Origin of the sequence: Candidatus Sphingomonas phytovorans, from assembly GCA_029202385.1 — a bacterium.
In the GTDB taxonomy this organism is placed as follows: domain Bacteria; phylum Pseudomonadota; class Alphaproteobacteria; order Sphingomonadales; family Sphingomonadaceae; genus Sphingomonas; species Sphingomonas phytovorans.
Genome location: CP119314.1, coordinates 1,856,930 through 1,873,460 on the forward strand (window position 1 = coordinate 1,856,930; position 16,531 = coordinate 1,873,460).

General features: G+C 65.1%; 18 protein-coding genes. 9 read left to right on the forward strand and 9 right to left on the reverse strand.

Annotated features, from left to right (window positions below; genetic code table 11):
- Window positions 1-46 precede the first annotated feature (46 nt).
- Together glyS and P0Y59_08530 are read right to left on the reverse strand one after the other, a co-directional pair.
- The gene (gene glyS / locus P0Y59_08525) at window positions 47-2,407 is read right to left on the reverse strand and encodes a glycine--tRNA ligase subunit beta (GenBank protein ID WEK01703.1); all 2,361 of its coding nucleotides are present in this window, start codon (window positions 2,405-2,407) and stop codon (window positions 47-49) included.
- Window positions 2,407-3,246: a glycine--tRNA ligase subunit alpha gene (locus P0Y59_08530; GenBank protein ID WEK02537.1), complete on the reverse strand. Its 840-nt coding sequence runs from the start codon at window positions 3,244-3,246 to the stop codon at window positions 2,407-2,409. Before P0Y59_08530 ends, glyS begins: the two co-directional genes overlap by 1 nt.
- A 145-nt stretch (window positions 3,247-3,391) precedes the next feature.
- Between P0Y59_08530 and P0Y59_08535 the strand changes: the two genes are divergently transcribed.
- From P0Y59_08535 to P0Y59_08570, 8 genes are all read left to right on the forward strand, one after another.
- Window positions 3,392-4,537, forward strand: coding sequence for a TraB/GumN family protein (locus tag P0Y59_08535; GenBank protein WEK01704.1), 1,146 nt, complete (start codon window positions 3,392-3,394; stop codon window positions 4,535-4,537).
- A gap of 49 nt (window positions 4,538-4,586) precedes the next feature.
- Entirely contained in the window at window positions 4,587-5,516 is a 930-nt protein-coding gene (locus P0Y59_08540) for a TraB/GumN family protein (GenBank protein WEK01705.1), read from the forward strand.
- A gap of 246 nt (window positions 5,517-5,762) precedes the next feature.
- Window positions 5,763-6,455 (forward strand): 50S ribosomal protein L25/general stress protein Ctc, encoded by a 693-nt coding sequence (locus P0Y59_08545; protein ID WEK01706.1) that lies wholly within the window; start codon window positions 5,763-5,765, stop codon window positions 6,453-6,455.
- A gap of 115 nt (window positions 6,456-6,570) precedes the next feature.
- Window positions 6,571-7,146, forward strand: coding sequence for an aminoacyl-tRNA hydrolase (gene pth / locus P0Y59_08550; protein WEK01707.1), 576 nt, complete (start codon window positions 6,571-6,573; stop codon window positions 7,144-7,146).
- The gene (locus tag P0Y59_08555) at window positions 7,143-7,745 is read left to right on the forward strand and encodes a TIGR02466 family protein (GenBank protein ID WEK01708.1); all 603 of its coding nucleotides are present in this window, start codon (window positions 7,143-7,145) and stop codon (window positions 7,743-7,745) included. The genes pth and P0Y59_08555 overlap by 4 nt, the downstream gene beginning before the upstream one ends.
- 106 nt (window positions 7,746-7,851) lie before the next feature.
- Window positions 7,852-8,952, forward strand: a complete 1,101-nt coding sequence (gene ychF / locus P0Y59_08560; protein ID WEK01709.1) for a redox-regulated ATPase YchF — start codon at window positions 7,852-7,854, stop codon at window positions 8,950-8,952.
- A 106-nt stretch (window positions 8,953-9,058) separates the two neighbouring features.
- Window positions 9,059-10,342 carry an ectonucleotide pyrophosphatase/phosphodiesterase gene (locus tag P0Y59_08565; GenBank protein ID WEK01710.1) on the forward strand — a complete coding sequence of 428 codons (1,284 nt, stop codon included), beginning with the start codon at window positions 9,059-9,061 and terminating at the stop codon, window positions 10,340-10,342.
- 2 nt (window positions 10,343-10,344) lie between these two features.
- Entirely contained in the window at window positions 10,345-10,794 is a 450-nt protein-coding gene (locus tag P0Y59_08570) for a MaoC family dehydratase (GenBank protein ID WEK02538.1), read from the forward strand.
- 22 nt (window positions 10,795-10,816) lie between these two features.
- On the opposite strand, the gene P0Y59_08575 is transcribed toward P0Y59_08570, so the two are convergent.
- The 7 genes from P0Y59_08575 to petA all read right to left on the reverse strand — a co-directional run bounded on the left by P0Y59_08575 (window position 10,817) and on the right by petA (window position 15,836).
- The gene (locus tag P0Y59_08575; protein WEK01711.1) at window positions 10,817-11,179 is read right to left on the reverse strand and encodes a hypothetical protein; all 363 of its coding nucleotides are present in this window, start codon (window positions 11,177-11,179) and stop codon (window positions 10,817-10,819) included.
- A gap of 149 nt (window positions 11,180-11,328) precedes the next feature.
- Window positions 11,329-11,832, reverse strand: a complete 504-nt coding sequence (locus tag P0Y59_08580; GenBank protein ID WEK01712.1) for a DUF5681 domain-containing protein — start codon at window positions 11,830-11,832, stop codon at window positions 11,329-11,331.
- A gap of 180 nt (window positions 11,833-12,012) precedes the next feature.
- Entirely contained in the window at window positions 12,013-12,384 is a 372-nt protein-coding gene (locus P0Y59_08585) for a hypothetical protein (GenBank protein ID WEK01713.1), read from the reverse strand.
- Window positions 12,385-12,510: 126 nt separating this feature from the next.
- Window positions 12,511-13,083, reverse strand: coding sequence for an adenine phosphoribosyltransferase (locus P0Y59_08590; GenBank protein ID WEK01714.1), 573 nt, complete (start codon window positions 13,081-13,083; stop codon window positions 12,511-12,513).
- Between the two features lie 4 nt (window positions 13,084-13,087).
- Window positions 13,088-13,936 (reverse strand): cytochrome c1, encoded by an 849-nt coding sequence (locus P0Y59_08595; protein ID WEK01715.1) that lies wholly within the window; start codon window positions 13,934-13,936, stop codon window positions 13,088-13,090.
- Window positions 13,937-13,951: 15 nt separating this feature from the next.
- Window positions 13,952-15,241 (reverse strand): cytochrome b/b6, encoded by a 1,290-nt coding sequence (locus tag P0Y59_08600; GenBank protein WEK01716.1) that lies wholly within the window; start codon window positions 15,239-15,241, stop codon window positions 13,952-13,954.
- A 10-nt stretch (window positions 15,242-15,251) separates the two neighbouring features.
- Window positions 15,252-15,836, reverse strand: coding sequence for a ubiquinol-cytochrome c reductase iron-sulfur subunit (gene petA, locus P0Y59_08605; protein WEK01717.1), 585 nt, complete (start codon window positions 15,834-15,836; stop codon window positions 15,252-15,254).
- A 184-nt stretch (window positions 15,837-16,020) separates the two neighbouring features.
- On the opposite strand from petA, the gene P0Y59_08610 reads away from it, so the two are divergent.
- A complete protein-coding gene (locus P0Y59_08610; GenBank protein WEK01718.1) occupies window positions 16,021-16,470 on the forward strand; it encodes a tRNA (cytidine(34)-2'-O)-methyltransferase in 450 nt (149 codons plus the stop codon).
- The last annotated feature ends 61 nt before the right edge of the window (window positions 16,471-16,531 follow it).

Sequence of the window (16,531 nt, forward strand, 5' to 3'; positions counted from 1 at the left end):
AGGCGAGGCAAAGGGTAGTGTGTCTGGCGGGGCGAACGTGCGTGCGTCAGCCCTCGATCTTGGAGAAGTCGGCGACCGAGTGGACCGCGTTGCGAACCCGCGCGAGCAGCGCAAGGCGTGCATCGCGCTTCGCAGGATCGGGATCGTTGACGGTCACATCGTCGAAGAACCGGTCGATCGGTCCCCTCAGGCTCGCCAAAGCCGCCATTGCCCCCTCGAAATCCTCAGCCCCCACCGCGTCGCGCGCACGCGGCTCGGCAAAATCGAGCGCGGCGACGAGCGCGCTTTCGGCGGGTTCGGGCTCGTAGGACAGCTTTTTATCCTCGGCGGCGGTAAAGCCCTCCTTCTTGAGGATGTTCGCCGCGCGCTTGTAGCCGGCGAGGAGGTTGGTGCCGTCCTCGGTGATGACGAACCACTGCAGTGCGTGCACGCGGGCGAGCAGGCGGACAAGATCGTCCTCGCCGCCGAGCGCGAACACCGCGTCGATCAGGTCGTGGCGGATACCGGCTTCACGTTGTTGGACCTTGAGGCGATCGGCGAAGAAATTGACCGCGTCATCGAGGTCGATCGGGTCATCCTGCTTGTCCGGGGCAGCAAGCCGCGCCTTGAGCGCCGCCGCTGTCGCTTCGCGCGTCAGTCTCTGGTCGCCTTCGTACATGAGGCTGAAGACGTCGAGCAACGCCAGCGATGCGGCCACGCCTTCAGCGGCGCCGCGCTGGAACCTCTGCATCTGGGCGGTCGCCCAAAGCGGCGCTTTCAGAGTGAAGCGAAGGTCGTTTTCAATCGCCAGGGCGATCACCGCGAGCGCGGCACGCCGCAGGGCAAACGGGTCCTTCGATCCGGTCGGCTTCTCATTGACCGCAAAGAAGGAGCCGATCGTATCGAGCTTGTCGGCAAGCGACACGGCGACCGTTATGGGCGCGGTGGGAACATCGTCCCCCTGCCCGACCGGCTTGTAATGATCGCGGATCGCGTCGGCGACCTGGGGGTCTTCGCCCTGGGCACGCGCGTAATAGCCACCCATCAAGCCCTGGAGCTCGGGGAACTCGCCGACCATCCCGGTGACGAGATCAGCCTTGGCGAGGCGCGCGGCACGTTCAGCCATGTCGGCGAGGCTTATTCCCTCTCCCCCTGTGGGAGAGGGAGGGAGGAGCGAAGCGACGGAAGGGTGAGGGGGATGAGGCTCGAGACCCGAGCGAGTGCCCCCCTCACCCTTCCCATCGCTTTGCGATGGGCCCCTTCCCTCTCCCACAAGGGGAGAGGGAGAAGAAGTGACGATCCCCTCTTCGACCAGCCAGCGCGCCAGCTTCGCGACCCGCTCGACCTTGTCGGCCACGGTCCCGAGCTTTTCGTGAAAGACGATCTTCCCGAGCTTCACCGCCTGCTCGTCGAGCGGCATCTTGAGATCGGTTTCGTAGAAGAACTTTGCGTCGGACAGCCGCGCCGCGATCACCTTGCGATTGCCTTCGACGATCTTTGCGCCGCCGTCGACCGCGTCGATATTCGCTGTACAAATGAAGGCGTTGGCAAGCTTTCCTGCGCCGTCGCGACAAACGAAATATTTCTGGTTCACCCGCGCCGTAAGCTGGATCACCTCCGGCGGAACGCTCAGGAATTCGGGATCGAACCGGCCGAGCAACGGGACCGGCCATTCGGTCAGCCCGGCATTCTCGGCGACCAGCCCCTCGTCCTCGATCAGGTCGAGCCCGGCCTCGGCGGCCAGCGCCGAGGCCCGCTCGCGGATGATCGCGCGGCGTTCGTCCTGGTCGATCAGGACATGGCAGGCGCGCAGCTTCTCGGCATAGTCCGAGGCCGAGCCGATGGTGATGGCACCCGGATGATGGAACCGGTGGCCGACGGTCGCCGCGCCCGAGGCGATGCCGGCGATTTCGAACGGCACCACATCCTCGCCGAGCAACGCGACGATCCCCTGGAGCGGGCGGACCCACCTCAGGCTCTCGGTCGAGATGGAGGCATCGCCCCACCGCATCGACTTGGGCCAGGGAAAGGCGCGGACGATCGTGGGGATCGTCTCGGCCAGCACATCGGCGGTGGCACGGCCGGGTTTCTGCGTGACGGCGAACAGGACCTTGTTGCCCTTGCCGTCGTCGCGCTCCTCGAGCTGGTCGCGAGTCAGTCCGGTCGAGCGGAGGAAGCCCTCAAGCGCCTGGGCCGGCGCATCGGCGCGGGGGCCCTTGCGTTCCTCGGCTGTAGCCTCGGTCTGGACGGGCAGGTCGCGCGCGATCAGCGCGAGGCGTCGAGGCGTCGCGAAGGTGACGATCGCGTCGGCGCGCAGGCCCGCCTTGTCGAGCTCGGCCGCGAAAAGGCGGGCGAGATCATCGCGCGCCTTGTCCTGCATGCGCGCGGGGATTTCTTCGGAACGGAGTTCGAGGAGGAAGTCGGTCATCACGCCGTCCACCCGTTCTTGTCCATCCACGCCTGGCAGCTGCCCTTCGCCAGATCGCGCACCCGGCCCATATAGGCCTGGCGCTCGGCGACCGAGATCACGCCGCGCGCCTGGAGCAGGTTGAACACATGGCTCGCCTTGATCGCCTGCTCGTACGCCGGGATCGGCAGCTTCGCTTCAAGGCAGTTCTCGCACTCGGCGGTCGCCTTGCGGAACAGGTCGAACAACCGGTCGGTATCGGCGACCTCGAAATTCCAGGCCGACATCTGCTTCTCGTTCTCGAGGAAGACGTCGCCGTACGTCACGCCGTGATCGTTGAACGCGAGATCGTACATCGAATCCTTGTTCTGCAGATACATCGCCAGGCGTTCGAGCCCATAGGTCAGCTCGCCCGCGACCGGCTTGCAGTCGAAGCCGCCCATCTGCTGGAAATAAGTGAACTGAGTCACCTCCATGCCGTCGCACCAGACTTCCCAGCCGAGCCCCCAGGCGCCGAGCGTCGGGCTTTCCCAGTCGTCCTCGACGAAACGGATGTCATGGCGGGTGAAATCGATGCCGATCGCGGCCAGCGATCCGAGATACAGTTCCTGCAGGTCGGGCGGGCTCGGCTTCAGGATCACCTGATATTGATAATAATGTTGTCCCCGATTGGGATTCTCGCCGTAGCGGCCGTCGGTCGGGCGGCGGCAGGGCTGGACGAAGGCAGCGTTCCACGGTTCCGGGCCGAGCGCGCGCAGCGTCGTCGCCGGGTGGAAGGTGCCTGCCCCCATCTCCATGTCATAGGGCTGGAGGATGAGGCAGCCGCGCTCGCTCCAATAGTCATGGAGCTTGAGGATCATGCGCTGGAAGCTCAGCGGCTCGGTCACGGTCGAGGAAAACCCTTCGCAGATGCGGTAAAACAATGCGCGCCGCTTTGGCGCATGCCCCGAAAAGGGTCAACCGCCACCAATTGACAGCGATCATGGTTTGGGGCGTGTTAACCATATGGCCCGAACTGGTGCGCGGGGGCCGGAAAACGGCTTTGGGGTACGGCGCATCGCTGTGGGGCTCGCGGGAATCGTGTCGCTCATCGTGTCCGTCGCGGGGCCCCTCCCCGCGGCGGCGCAGCGGATCGCCTATCCTCCGATCAGCGAGCCCGGCCTCGTCATCTGGCGCGGGCACAAGGTGGGGCCGCCGCGCATCGCCTATCCGATACTGCCGCCGGACGAACGGATCGCGCCGGTCCGCTATGCGCTCGGCAGCGTTGAATCGGGCGACATCCCCTCCCCCGTCGAGATGCGCGCCGCCGATGCCCGGATCGCGCTGGCGCAGCTTTCGCAGAATTACCGGCCGCGCCCGGCGATCTGGAAGATCGGGGATCGTGATTCGACGATCTATCTGTTCGGCACGATCCATATCCTGCCGCCCGGTTTCCAGTGGCGCAGCCCGACGCTCGATCGGGTGGTGCGCCAGTCAGGGTCGCTGATCGTCGAATCGGTTGAGGAGAAGAGCCCGGCCGATGTGCTGGCCGGTCAGCCTGCCCTCGCGCTGCCGCCGCTCAGGACTCGCGTCTCGCCCGATCATCGCGCCGCGCTCAAGCGATTCACCGACGGGCTCGCCCCGGAAGCTGCCGCGGCGCTTGACGGCATGCCGACCTGGATCGCCGCGGTCGCGATCGGTTATGTCCGCGACTTCCGCGCCGGCGAGATCCCGGGGCCCGGCGCCGACGACTGGCTGACCGACCGGTTCCGCGCCGCGGGCAAGCCGGTCGTGCCGATCGAGGACGGCACCAGGGTCTATGCGGCGGCCAGCGCAATTCCGGAAGCCGAGCAGCGCCGCATGCTCGATCTGGCGCTCGACGCGCCAGAGCGGAGCCGGGCCGAACTGCGCGCACCGATCCACGCCTGGGCCAAGGGCGAGGTCGGACCGGACTCGGCCCTGACGGTGGATATGGTTGGATCGAGCGGGACCGATGCCTTGTCCGTCCCCCTGCTGACCAACCGCAACCGGGCATGGGCCGACAGCCTCGTGCAACGCCTGCGCCTGCCCGGCACGGCCTTGTTCGCGGCAGGCGCGGGGCATTTCGTCGGCCCGGGGTCAGTGCTCGACCTGCTTCGCCAGCGCGGAATCACGGTAAAGCGGGTGGAGTGACGCCCGGATTGCCGATAAGCACGCGCGTCATTCCTTTCGGGACACGTGTATGAAGATGCTCGGCAAGCTGATCGCGCCGTTGATGTTGTTGCTCACGGCGCCAGCCTGCGCCCAGCCCGCCCCCAAAGCGACGCCGACGCCAGTGGCGGCAGCGGGCAAGGCAGCGGTGCGGAAAGCCGATCCGGCCCTGTGGGTGATCAGGGACAAGGACACGACCATCTATCTGTTCGGCACGATCCATGTGCTGAAGCCCGGCCTGAGCTGGTTCGACGGTGCCGTGAAGAAGGCGTTCGATGCCTCCGGCCAGGTCGTGCTCGAACTGGTGATGCCCGACGCGGCCGCCATGCAGGCGCTGGTGACGTCCAAGGGCATGGCGCGTGACGGAATCGCCCTGACTCAGCGGCTGCCCGAGGCGAAGCGCCCCGTGCTGGGCAAGGCGCTGACCGACCTCGGCCTGCCCGCGACCGCTTTCGATTCGATGGAGCCCTGGTATGCGGCGACCAACCTGTCGCTGCTGCCGCTGATGAAGAAGGGCTATGACGTCACCAACGGGCCGGAACAGTCGATCACCAAGGCGGCGGCGGCGCAGGGCAAGCCGGTGATCGGGCTCGAGACGGCGGAGGAGCAGCTCAATTTCTTCGACAGCCTTTCGATGCCGGCTCAGGTCGCCTTTCTCTCGAACACGATCGACGAGCTGCCGAAGCTCGATGCGACGATGACCTCGATGGTCGACAGCTGGGCCAGGGGCGATCCCGATGCGCTGGGCAAGACGCTGAACGACGATCTGAATGCCTCGCCCGAGGTGAAGAAGGTCCTGCTGGTCGATCGCAACAAGCGCTGGGCGTACTGGATCAGCCAGCGGATGAAGCAGCCCGGCGTGGTGTTCATCGCGGTCGGCGCAGGGCATCTTGCGGGCAACGACAGCGTGCAGGAACAGCTCAAGGGCTATCGGCTCAACGCGAAGCGGGTGAAATACTGATCCGGCCGCCACATATTCTCCGGCACCCCTGACTTGTCCGGGGTCTACCGCCCCGCAGACAAGCAGCCGGAGAGCAAGCGGGACGGTGGATGCCGGAATAGATCCGGCAGACGAAAATGGGCGATACCTCCCAAGACGGGCAAAGCTTGCCTCACACCCCTTGTTCCCCTATAGGCGCGCGCTTCCGGTCAGGGTCATCCCTGGAGGCCTGCCCGGAGATTTGAACCAAGCATATCGGAGACTGCAATGAGCGAACAGCTTACGCTCGCAGCCGAGACGCGTGGACAGGTTGGCAAGGGAGCCTCCCGTTCGCTTCGTCGTGAAGGCCGCGTACCCGCCGTGATCTACGGCAACAAGCAAGACCCCGCCTCGATCCATATCGAGGAAAAGGCGCTGATGCGCGCCCTGATGACGGGTCATTTCATGAATTCCGTCGTGATGATCGAAATCGACGGCAAGGCCGTGCGCACCCTGCCCAAGGATGTTGCGTTCGACGTCGTCACCGATCGTCCCGTCCATGCCGATTTCCTGCGCATCTCCGAGCATGCGACCGTGCACGTCAACGTGCCGGTGGTGTTCACCGATGAAGAGCTGTCCAAGGGCATCAAGCGCGGCGGCGTGCTCAACATCGTCCGCCACGAGCTCGAGCTGATCTGCGACGCGGCCGAGATCCCCGACGAGATCAGCATCTCGCTCAAGGGCACCGACGTGGGCGATTCGATCCACATCTCGAACGTGAAGCTGCCCAAGGGCGTCACGTCGGCGATCGACGATCGCGACTTCACCATCGCCACGCTGGTCGCCCCGTCGGCGCTCAAGTCCGAAGCGATCGAGCAGGCAGCCGAAGAGGCAGCCGAAGCCGAGGCAGCATCTGAAGAGCATGCCGCCGAAGTCGAGGCTGCTGCCGAAGCCGCCGAAGGCGAAGCCTCGGAAGGCTGAATATAAAACGCCCCTCCCCTTCAGGGGAGGGGTTGGGGTGGGGCAGTACCGGGCGACGTCGTTTGCGACTCCCCCACCCCCTGCCCCTCTCCTGAAGGGGAGGGGTGATTTCTAAATGCAGATCTGGGTCGGCCTCGGTAATCCCGGCGCGCAATATGCGCTCCAACGGCACAATGTCGGCTTCATGATCGCCGACACGATTGCCGACCTGCATGATTTCGGCCCGGTGAAGAAGGCATTCCAGGGCTGGACCCAGGAAGGCCGGATCGGCCCCGAGAAGATCCTGCTGCTCAAGCCGGCGACCTTCATGAACGAGAGCGGCCGCTCGATCGGCGAGGCGATGCGCTTCTACAAGCTCGATGTCGGCGACGTGACCGTCTTCCATGACGAGCTCGATCTCGCGCCGTTCAAGGTGAAGGTGAAGACCGGCGGCGGCACCGCCGGGCATAACGGCCTGCGCTCGACCGAGGCGCATATCGGCAACGCATTCCGCCGGGTGCGGATCGGCATCGGTCATCCCGGGCACAAGGACAAGGTCAGCCCCTATGTGCTGGGCAACTACGCCAAGGCGGAGATGGACCCGCTGGCCGACCTGCTCGGCGCGGTGGCGGCCGAGGCGAAGTGGCTCGCCGAGGGCAATGACGCCCGTTTCATGAGCGATGTCGCGCTGCGGCTGGGAGATTCGAAATGACGGTGCGCAGCCTGTTCGCGACTCGGCTTTACGAAGGCGCGCTGAACGATGCCGATTTCGTGGCGGAGCTCGACCATGCCTGCCGCGTGCTGGCCGAGGACGACCGTGCCGGGCGGCACTGGTCTAGGGCGAACGGGTATCGCGGCTATACCAGCTACGCGTCGCTCGACGATTTGCCGCAGCGTGATCCGACCTTCGGCGAGCTGGCGAAGCGGCTCAACAAGCATGTCGCCGCGTTCGCGGCCGAATGCGCGTTCGATCTGGGCGGGCGCAAGCTGAAGCTCGACAGCTTCTGGGTGAACGTGCTGAAGCCGGGCGGCACCCATTCGGGCCATATCCATCCGCACAGCGTGGTGTCGGGGACGGTGTATGTGGCGGTGCCGCCGGGCGCCGGGGCGCTCAAGCTGGAGGATCCACGCCTGCCGCTGATGATGGCCGCCCCTACCCGGCTGGACGACGCGCCGGAAGATCTGCGCAGCTTCGTCTATGTCGAGCCCCAGGCAGGCACCGTGCTTCTATGGGAAAGCTGGCTGCGCCATGAGGTCCCGGCGGGCACCGCGAAGGACGAACGCATCAGCATCAGCTTCAACTATAGATGATCCTGGCGCTGACGCTGGCATTGGCTCGGCGAAACGCCTATCTGGCCGCGCAATCATGAGCGACCCCGCAAGGGCAATGGTCGCGACAATCTGACAAGGAACGAAGATGGGTTTCCGTTGTGGTATCGTGGGCTTGCCCAATGTCGGCAAGTCGACGCTGTTCAACGCGCTGACGGAGACGGCGGCGGCGCAGGCGGCGAACTATCCGTTCTGCACGATCGAGCCGAACGTCGGCAACGTCGCGGTGCCCGACAAGCGCCTCGATCAGCTCGCGGCGATCGCCGGATCGGCCAAGATCATCGAGACTCAGCTCGGCTTTGTCGACATCGCCGGTCTCGTACGCGGCGCGTCCAAGGGCGAAGGCCTGGGCAACCAGTTTCTCGGCAATATCCGCGAGGTGGACGCCGTCGTCCATGTGCTGCGCTGCTTCGAGAATGGCGACGTGACTCATGTCGAGGGCAAGGTCGATCCGATCGCCGATGCGGAGACGGTCGAGACCGAGTTGATGCTGTCCGACCTGGAGAGCCTCGAAAAGCGCGTGCCCAACTATATCAAGAAGGGCCAGCAGGGCGACAAGGAAGCGAAGATCGCCGCCTCGGTGCTCGGCCAGGCGCTCGAGCTGCTTCGCGAGGGCAAGCCGGCGCGGCTGACCGTGCCGAAGGATGAGGAAGAAGCGCGCGTGTTCGCCCAGGCGCAGCTGCTGACGTCAAAGCCCGTCCTCTATGTCTGCAATGTCGACGAGGGCGATGCGGCGCACGGCAACGCCCTGTCGGCCAGGGTGTTCGAAAAGGCCAGGGCAGAGGGTGCCGAGGCAGTGGTCGTCTCCGCCGCGATCGAGGCCGAGATCGCCACCATGGCGCCGGACGAGCGCGGCGAGTTCCTGTCGGAGCTGGGGCTTGAGGAAACCGGCCTCGCCCGCGTGATCACCGCCGGCTACAAGCTGCTCCACCTCCTCACCTTCTTCACCGTGGGTCCCAAGGAAGCGCGCGCCTGGACGGTCCATGTCGGCGCCAAGGCACCGCAGGCGGCAGGCGAGATCCACACCGATTTCGAACGCGGCTTCATCCGCGCCGAGACGATCGCGTTCGACGATTATGTCGCGTTCAAGGGCGAGGCCGGCGCGCGCGACGCGGGCAAGCTGCGCGCCGAGGGTAAGGAATATGTCGTCCAGGATGGCGACGTGATGCTGTTCCGCTTCAACGTGTGACGGCGCGAGCCGGACGGGCGGCCCAATCGCGCTCGCCGGCCAGTTACCTGCTGTTCCCCGGACGCTCACTCGGGCAATAGGCGGCGAATCCCGATGGAGTCGCCCGATGGCCAGCATTCGCCTGCTTCTTGCCGCCCTGCTTGCCGTCGGCGCGTCAGCCTGCGCCGCGGTCCCGCCCCCCGCACCCCTCGCCCAGGCGCCGGTCGAGGCTCGCGCACCTGTCACCATCCTCGTCTCGATCGACGGCTTCCGCCCCGATTATCTCGATCGGGGCGTGACCCCGAACCTGACCGCGCTTGCCTCGACCGGCGTCAGGGCTGCGATGCGCCCTTCCTTCCCGTCCAAGACCTTCCCCAATCATTGGACGCTCGTGACCGGCCTCCGGCCCGATCGCACCGGCATCGTCGCCAACAAGATGGAGGACAGCCAACGGCCGGGCGAGGTCTTCGATATGCAGACCGACGACCCTTTCTGGTGGAGCGAGGCCGAACCCGTCTGGGTAACCGCTGAAAAGGCCGGCATCCGCACCGCGACGATGTTCTGGCCGGGATCGAACGTCGCGGTCGGCGGCACCCGCGCAAAGGAATGGCCCAACGACATCACCGGCGGCACGCGGCCCGAGGACTGGCAGCAATTCAACATCCAGGTGGACAACACCCAGCGGGTCAACGCCGTGCTGGACTGGCTCCGTCGCCCGGCATCCATCCGCCCGCAATTCGTCACCCTCTATTTCGATACGGTCGATACCGCCGGTCATCATTTCGGCCCCGGTGATGCGCGAACGACGGCGGCGGTCGGCGAAGTCGATGCGGCGATCGGCCTTTTGGTCCGGGGGCTTGCCGGGATGGGCCAGGCGGCCAATCTGGTGATCGTCGCCGATCACGGCATGGCGGAGACAAGCCAGGACCGAACCATCCCGATCGACCGGATCGCCAACCCCGCGGACTATCGCGTGGTCGAGGCGACGACCTATGTCTCGCTTGCCGCCGTGCCCGGCCATGAGGCAGCGCTCGAGGCGTCGCTGCTCAAGCCGCACGATCACCTCACCTGCTGGCGCAAGGCCGACATTCCGGCGCGGTTTCATTATGGGGCCAACCCGCGTGTCCCGCCTTATCTCTGCCTGGCCGATACCGGCTGGGTGGTGGTGAAGTCCGCGTCCGCCAGGATGAGCGACCGCGGCAATCACGGCTATGACAATATGGCGCCGGAAATGGCTGCCCTGTTCATCGCCAGCGGTCCGGCGATCCGTGCCGCCGGCACCCTGCCGAGCTTCGACAATGTCGATGTCGCGCCCCTGGTGCGCGACCTGATCGGCCTCCCCCGGGCAACCGGACTGGACGGCGACGACGCGCCGTTCCAAGGAATATTGATCGGCAATCGAGGCAAGTGACGATGCAGTATTTCGAGGATATCGTGGTGGGGACGAAGGGCAGCTTCGGCCGTTATGAGGTCACCCGCGAAGAGGTGATCGAGTTCGCGTCGAAATATGATCCGCAGCCGTTCCATTTGTCGGACGAGGCAGCGGCGACCACGCATTTCGGCCGGCTATCCGCCAGCGGCTGGCAAACCTGCGCGATGACCATGTCGATGGTCGTGGAGAATCTGAAGGCGAACCGTCAGGCCGGCCTTGGATCGCCCGGTGTCGACGAGCTGCGCTGGCTCAAGCCGGTCTATCCCGGCGACGTGCTTCGGTGCGAGACCGAGATCCTCGACAAGCGCGCCTCGCAAAGCCGGCCGGAGATGGGCAGCTATCGAAGCAGGATGACCGTCATCAACCAGGACGACGTCCCGGTGATGACTTTCACCTCGATCGGGCTGATCAGGACCCGTCCCGCCGATTGAGGCGGGACGGTCCGCCGCTATATCAGCGGCGTCGTCCACCGCCGCGATGCTGGCCGCGATTCACGCCATAGTCGCGCCAGACGGGCCGGATGTCGCGGTGGTCACGATGCCAGTTCTGCGATCGGCCCTGCCAATAGCCGCGCTGACCGTCGTTCCAGCGATGACGGCGGTTGTAGCGATCATAGACGTAATAGCCGGTGCCCGGATAATAATAGTCGCCATACCAGCCCCAATAGGGATCGGCTCGGTAGCCGCCATAATAGGGATCCCAGTCGCTATAGCCGGCGGAGATTCCGCCATAGCCATAGCCGTCGGTCGCGCAGCCGGAGAGACCGAACCCGGCGGCAAGCGCGAGACCTGCAACGGAAAGCTTGAAGGGTGACATTGACGCAACTCCCATGATGGGAGCGCCGATGTGGTGCGGCAGCGGCGCTTCGAAGCGGCGCTTCGATGCGTCATCAACGGAAAAAGGACGCGACGGTTCCGGCGAACGCCTCCTTTGCGCCAAACCAGACCGGGTCGACATGTCCAGCGCTACGCCTCGCCCCCATCCGGCACCTCCCGTACGACGACGGCACCGGTCCGGGGATCAGCGACGATGTCGTCCGCATAGGATGTACGCGCCACCATCTTCCCCTCGAGGTCCGACCACTCCCGTTCGAGATGGTCGCGTTCGAGCACATTGTAGAGCGCAATCTGCGCGCGCTTCTGCTCCGCCTCGGCCGCCTTCACCAACTGGGTCCAGCGATGTTGCGCGATCTGGTTGCCCTCGCGCGCCGCTGTCGCCATCGCGCGCAACACCGCCTCATGCGTCGACAGTTCGAGTGCTACGCCATCCTCCTCGACCGTCACGCGGCGATAGGCTTCGGCCAGGATCATCTGCCGGCCAGGTTCGGTCGATCCTGGCAGCCGATCCCCCAGCGCCCCGGTCGCGCGCGGCCTTCCCGCGGGATTACCGGACTGTCCCTTGCGGAATCGATGCTCGACCGGCGGATTGCCATATCCGGTCGCCCTTGATTCAAGCTTGCCCTTTGCCATGCGACGACTCCTTCCATGATGATGGTCGCTCCGCACAAACCCGATTCCGCCGCATGGTTGAATCAAGCCGTGATCCTGCCGGACTCGGGATTTCCCTGTTCCGGTCGTCCCGTTCCCTGTTCGGGTTCGACGAATTCCCTGTTCCACCGGAACAGGGAATCTGCACGCAGCGCATTGGTTTCAGGACATAATTCGGTATCGGACAGGGCCCCGCGGACGGGTGAAAAGCCCGAATTCCCTGTTATTTTCCCTGTTACCAAAGCCGGAACAGGGAATTCCCCGGGACGCGGGGCGGCGCGGGAACCTGCCTACCGGCCGGCATATGCCCGGCAGGCGCGCAAGCTTTGCATGCTCGGCGCTGACGAGGCCGGTATCGCCGATTTTTTCGAGGTGGGAATCGAAACCTGCGAGGCGTGGCGCCGGCGATACCCCGATTTCGCCGCCGGCATCGCTGCCGGCCGGCGCGCTGCCGACGACCGGGTCGAAGGCTCGCTCTATCAGCGCGCGATCGGTTTCGAACGGAAAAGGAGCAGGACGATCGTCCCTGCCCATGCCGAGGAGCCGATCGTCATGGTCTGGCGTGAGCGGATTCCGGCGAATGTGACTGCTGCCCTCACCTGGCTCGCAATCCGTCGTCCGGAAACCTGGGGTAAGGCGATGCCCGCAAGGGCTCGCAGATCAATGCCCGTCGAACGCCACCAGCGAGCGAACGTCGATGTCGTCCGCGCGAAGCGCATCGGCGCCTCCGAGTTCGGGCAGGTCGACCACGAAAGCGGCCTGGGTCACGATCGCTCCCGCCTTCCGCAACAGCCGCACGGCCGCCCGCGCGGTACCGCCCGTCGCGATCAGGTCGTCGACCAGCAGGACGGTCGAGCCCGGCGTACAGGCATCGGCATGAATCGCGATCCGGTCGGTACCGTATTCGAGCGCATAATCCTCGGCGATCGTCGCACCGGGCAGCTTGCCGTCCTTGCGGATCAGCAACACGCCCGCGTTCAGCGGAATCGCAAGCGCCGCGGCGAAAAGGAAGCCGCGGGCCTCGATGCCGGCGACCAGATCGACCTTGCCGCCCACCGAGGCCGCCATGCGGTCGATGCTCAGGGCGAAGCCCCGTGCATCGAGCAGCAAGGTGGTGATGTCCCGGAACATGATCCCCGGCTTCGGAAAGTCGGGGATCGTCCGGATCAGAGCCCTGAGATCGTCATTGGCCCGATCGTCATTGGCTCCAACGTCACCGGCGCCGGGCGCCATTGTCTCAGTGCTTAATGTCGCGCCAGACATTCTGATACGCTCCCCAGGCAAGGAAGCAGAAGATCAGCAGGAAGATCACCACGGCGAAACCAGCGGAGTGACGCGCCGTGAGATTGGGTTCGGCGGTCCACACGAGGAATGCGGAGACATCCTTCGCCATCTGGTCGACGGTCGGCTTGGTGCCATCGAGATACTGCACCTGGCCTTCGCTGGTCAGCGGCGGCGGCATCGCGATGTTCATCGTCGCGAAATAGGGGTTCGCGTGCAGGCCCTCGGGCGTCTTCACGTCCGGGAATTCCTTGATCATCTCGGCCGACTGAGCCTGGTAGCCGGTCAGGAGCGAGTAGATATAGGCCGGGCCGTCATGACGCGCCTTGGTCATCAGCGAGAGATCAGGCGGAACCGCGTTGTTGTTGGCGGCGCGCGCTGCGATATCGTTCGCGAAGGGCGACGGGAAACGATCCGACGGGATGTTCTTGCGGGTCGCGGGCTCGCCGGTATCCGGATTGATCGATGGCTGCTCGATGACCCACTGGTTGGCGATCGCCTTCACCTGGGCATCGTTATAGCCGATCTGCTTCAGATCGCGGAACGAGACCTGGTGCAGCGAATGGCATGCCGCGCAGACTTCCTTGAACACCTGGAAGCCACGCTGCAGCTGCCGGGTGTTCTTCAGATTGCCGAACCAGCCATTGGAGTCGAGTTCGAGCTCCTTCGGATGCTTGTGCCACTCCGTCGTCTCGATCGACGCAGGCGCCGGATCGGTGATCTGGCTCTGGACAGTCCAGAAGAGAGCCCAGGCGAGTACGGCGACGAACCCGGCGCCGACCAGCATTGCGAGATTGCGGACCATTGTACCTATTGCCCCTTATTCGGCCGCGAGCGCGGTCTGCGCCGACGAACTGCCGCCATGCTTCGCCAGCACCGCCTCGGTGATCGAGTTGGGCAGCGGCGTGGGGCGTTCCGCCCGCGAGATGATCGGCAGGATGATCAGGAAATGCGCGAAATAATAAGCCGCACAAATCTGGCTGAGGATGACGTAGAGCGGCGTCGCGGGCGATCCACCGCACCAGCCGAGGATCAGGACGTCGACCACCAGGATCCAGAAGAAGGTGCGATAGGTCGGCCGGTAAGTGGCCGAGCGCACCGGCGAACTGTCCAGCCAGGGCAGGAAGAACAGCAGCAGGATCGAACCGAACATCGCCAGCACGCCCCACAGCTTCGCCGGGAGGATGAAGTCCGAGGTGAAGGCACGCAGGATCGCGTAGAACGGCCAGAAATACCATTCGGGTACGATGTGCGCGGGCGTCGAGAGCGAGTTCGCCGGGATGTAGTTGTCCGGATGGCCGAGATAGTTCGGCGCGAAGAACAGCAGCACCGCGAACAGCAGCAGGAACACGCCGAGACCGACGCCGTCCTTGGCGGTGTAATAGGGGTGGAACGGAACCGTATCCTGCTCGCCCTTCACTTCAACGCCGGTCGGGTTGTTCGAACCCGGAATATGCAGCGCCCAGATGTGCAGGACGATGACCGCGGCGATCACGAACGGCAGAAGGTAATGCAGCGAGAAGAAGCGGTTCAGCGCTGCCTGGTCCGGAGCGTAGCCGCCGAGCAGCCAGATGCGGATATATTCGCCGACCACGGGTATCGCCGAGAAGAAGCCGGTGATCACCTGCGCGCCCCAGAAGCTCATCTGACCCCAGGGAAGCACATAGCCCATGAAGGCGGTTGCCATCATCAGCAGGAAGATGACGACGCCGAGCAGCCAGACCATCTCTCGCGGCGCCTTGTAGGAACCGTAGAAGAGGCCGCGGAAGATATGGATATAGACGACGATGAAGAACATCGAGGCGCCGTTCGCGTGCGCGTAGCGCAGGAACCAGCCGCCGTTCACGTCGCGCATGATATGCTCGACCGAGTTGAACGCACCGTCCGCCGTCGCGCCATAATGCATGGCGAGGACGATGCCGGTGATGATCTGGATGCCGAGCGCGGCACCGGCGAGAACGCCGAAATTCCAGAAATAATTGAGGTTGCGCGGCACCGGATAACCGGCACCCACGGCGTTATAGACGAGGCGCGGAACCGGCAGCCGTTCGTCGACCCACTTCATCAGCGGGTTGGTGGGTGCGTAATGCTTGGCCCAGGGAAAGCTCATGGGTGCGTCCTCAACCGACCGTTACGGTGGTGGCAGAATTGAATTTATAGTCGGGCACCGCCAGATTCTTCGGCGCCGGGCCTTTGCGGATGCGCGCCGCGGTGTCGTAGGCCGACCCGTGGCAGGGACAGAAATAACCGCCGAAAGGCCCGCGATTCTCGCCCTCGCCCGCGCCCAGCGGCACGCAGCCGAGATGGGTGCACACGCCCAGCGTGATCAGCCAGTTCTTGTGGCCTGCCTTGGTGCGCTGCTCAAGCGTCTGCGGGTCGCGCAGCGAACTGACCGGCACGGCGTCCGCCTCGGCGATTTCCTTCGGCGTCAGGTTGCGCACGAACAAGGGCTGCTTGCGGAACGAGGTCTTGATCGCCTGTCCAGGCTGGATCTTCGACAGGTCGATCTCGGTGGTCGACTGTGCGAGCACGTCGGCCGACGGATTCATCTGGTTGAGCAGGGGCAGCACGGTGACAGCACCGCCGACGCCGATCCAGGCCACGGCCGCGATATTGATGAAATCGCGGCGGCGGGGATCTTCCACCTCCTCATGGAACGGTGCCGGGTCTTCCCCAGGCGGTACGGCGGTATCAACAATTGCCATTCACTTGCCCTTGCACTTCAGGTCGCGGCGACGTTCGGAGAAGCGCGATGCGATTTGTCCGCGCACGCCCACCGATCCTCCGTCCCCACGGAGGCTGGCGGCCTGATAGACGCGGGGGGCACGCTTTGCCAACTGCATTTTAGCCCTGTTGTTACGGCTACGCCCAAAGGCCTATGCCCGCACCATGCGCATCGCACTTTACCAGCCCGATATCGCCGGCAATGTCGGCACGATCCTGCGGCTCGCAGCCTGTCTTGGCGTGGGCGTCGACCTGATCGAGCCGATGGGATTCGCCTGGTCCGATCGCGCGCTCGCGCGGGCCGGAATGGACTATGTCGGGGCCGTCGACGTGGTCCGCCATGTCGACTGGGCGGCGTTCGAAGCGCAGGTCCCCGGCCGGATCGTGCTGCTGACGACGCGGGGCGGCGTGCGCATCGACGAAGCCGCCTTCCTTGCGGACGATGTGCTGCTGCTCGGGAGCGAGAGCGCGGGCGTGCCGGCGGACGTCCATGCCCGCGCCGATCTGGCGGTGCGCATCCCGCTCGTTTCAGGCAGGCGATCGCTGAATGTCGCCGTCGCCGCGGGAATCGCGTTGGGGGAAGCCCTTCGCCAGACCGGAGGCTGGCCCGCCTGATTCAACCCGGCACCGGCTTCGCCTGGGACAATCCGTCTTCTCGACTTCCACGGAATCCATC